Consider the following 2459-nt stretch of genomic DNA (forward strand, 5'->3'; position numbering starts at 1 on the left):
TCGTTGATACTAATTCCGCTAAACATAGTAAGTTATTTAGCTTAAATATACTAAATAACTTACTGATTATCAATAATTTATTAACAAAAAAACGCTTTGCGAACTAAATACATAATCCTAAATATTTATAATTTAATTTTTAACACCATGCCATTTTTAGATCACGTATTGCAGCAGCCGGCTTATGGTTGGCAAGATGCCGGGGGTACCCTGATAAAGCCGACAAGTGGCGAAATCTTACGCGAGTTTAGCAACAGATTGAATATTTTTAAAGATAAGCGGAACTGGCTGCCATTCTTTAGCTGGTTTAAGGTGTTCTGCCTCATTCCTTTTTTTATGGTTTTCCTGAGCAGTTATCTCACCTGGTGGACCGTCTTAGCAGCTTTTATTTATAGTATGATCATTATGGGAACGCATGGCACCATCTGGCACCATCGTTATTGTACTCATGGTGCTTATAAGTTTCGCAACCCATTTTGGCGGTTCTTTACGCAGAACCTAACGATCAATGTCATACCGGAAGAAATCTACGTCATCTCCCACCATGTACATCATGCCAAATCGGATCAGCCCGGCGACCCCTACAACGCCCAAGCCGGATTTTTATATTGTTTTTTAGCCGATGTCAATCACCAGCCGATTGCAAAAGACCTAAGCGAGGCGGACAATAACCGTGTTAAACTCTTAATGCAGCATACCGGAGTAACCCCAAACACCTATACTCAATACCAAAAATGGGGTTCTTACGTCAATCCATTGTCCGCAGTTAAATCGTGGCTATTGAACTGGTTATTCTGGTATCTTGCGTTCTACCTGGTTGGGGGACATCCTTTAGCTTGCAGCCTTTTGGAGCGGCAGGTTTTTGGGCGGTTGGCGTACGGACATTCAACTATGAAGGTCATGCAAAAGGAAAAGATAAACAGCGGGAGGGAATTGACTTTTGTGAGAATGACAAATCCATTAACCAGCTATGGCCTGGAATAGTTGCAGGTGAATGGCATAATAATCATCACCTATACCCAAAAAGCGCCAGGAGCGGGTTTAAGCCCCATCAGGTTGACTTTGCCTGGTACTATATCAAATTGATGTATAAATTGGGTGCGGTGAGTAGCTACAAGGATGACAAACAACGATTTTACGAGCGCTATCATGAGCCTTACCTCCGACAAAAATTAAGCAATCAGATCAATTTAAGTAGGTTAAACAATTCATCCGCAGATCCGGTAGAAGTGGAACGTTCCGCATAAATCAGTTGTAAAGCAAATTAGTGGTATGATTTTTAGATACTTAGCGTGTAAACTTAATAATTAAAAATATCCCGTAATGAAGATTGATAATCTTATTGAGAAATCTTTCACGAGAATATCTGTTTTTAAGAAGATGGCTGATGTTGCTGAACAGGTTCTCATTCAAGGGTATATTCCCGTTGAAGGGGAAAACTCAAAGGTATTAGGAATCATTACACTAAAAGACTACCATATAAACCATAAGGCTGAGATATTTAATAGCGAGATCGAAAAGCCCCGTATTAAACCTGGCCATACCATTTTTGAAGTCCGTGAATTAATGAAGACTTCGCAAAGTGATTACTTACCCGTTTATGAAGCGGATAATTTTATCGGCGTAGTATCTGTCGGAAATATAACCGATAGATTAATTCATATCAATAAGAGAACACGGTTGAATTACCAAAAGGTCATTCACGATGTCAGAAACCCCATTGCCAATATTCAGGGGATAATTGAAATTATTTCAGATGCCGTTAATGATAAGGAAAGTGTAGCCATGCTGGAATTATCCATCCAATCTTGCAAACATGCGATGGATATACTCGATGATCTTTTATTTGTAGAATTGGATGAGGATAAGCCACTGGTATTGCAGCCAACGGAAATGAATAAATTTTTCATGGAATGCGTGAATGAACAGAATGGCATTGCATTTCAAAAAAATATTCAGATCAAAACTGAGTTCGAGCAAGGCGCACTTGTTAAAGCCATAGACAGGAAGCAGTTTAAAAGAGCTATCCAAAATATTATGTCTAATGCAATCAAGTTTTCAGTACCTGGCTCGGTAATTAAAATTTCAAGTAAGATCAAAGATGATGAGATAACATTAAAAATAGTAGATTCAGGCATAGGTATACCTGAAAATTTACAGGGAGAGATATTTAAGAAATTTAGTATTGCGCAAAGAACGGGAACAAACGGGGAAACATCAACGGGGTTAGGGCTTTGTTTTACCAAACAGTGCGTAGAACGGCACCAAGGCGTAATTGAATTTAAAAGTGAAGTTGGAAAAGGAACAAAATTCTATATAACAGTTTAATTTTTACAAGCTTAGAGCCTGTTTAAAAATGGCTGAATAAAATTGTTCTGTGTTGAAAAGTTGATAAAAAGGCCATCGCTAATCGGTCAAATAAATACTAATTGTGAATAACGACAAACGCAGTTAGTATG

2 protein-coding genes are annotated in these 2459 nt (G+C 38.3%); both read left to right on the forward strand.

Annotated features, from left to right (window positions below; genetic code table 11):
- Positions 1-147: 147 nt before the first annotated feature.
- A complete protein-coding gene (locus E2R66_RS28025) occupies positions 148-984 on the forward strand; it encodes a fatty acid desaturase family protein (RefSeq protein ID WP_240049546.1) in 837 nt (278 codons plus the stop codon).
- 339 nt (positions 985-1323) lie between these two features.
- Positions 1324-2328: an ATP-binding protein gene (locus E2R66_RS28030; RefSeq protein WP_134738007.1), complete on the forward strand. Its 1005-nt coding sequence runs from the start codon at positions 1324-1326 to the stop codon at positions 2326-2328.
- Positions 2329-2459 lie beyond the last annotated feature (131 nt).

The sequence above is a fragment of the Mucilaginibacter psychrotolerans genome (genome assembly GCF_004519315.1).
In the GTDB taxonomy this organism is placed as follows: Bacteria; Bacteroidota; Bacteroidia; order Sphingobacteriales; family Sphingobacteriaceae; genus Mucilaginibacter; species Mucilaginibacter psychrotolerans.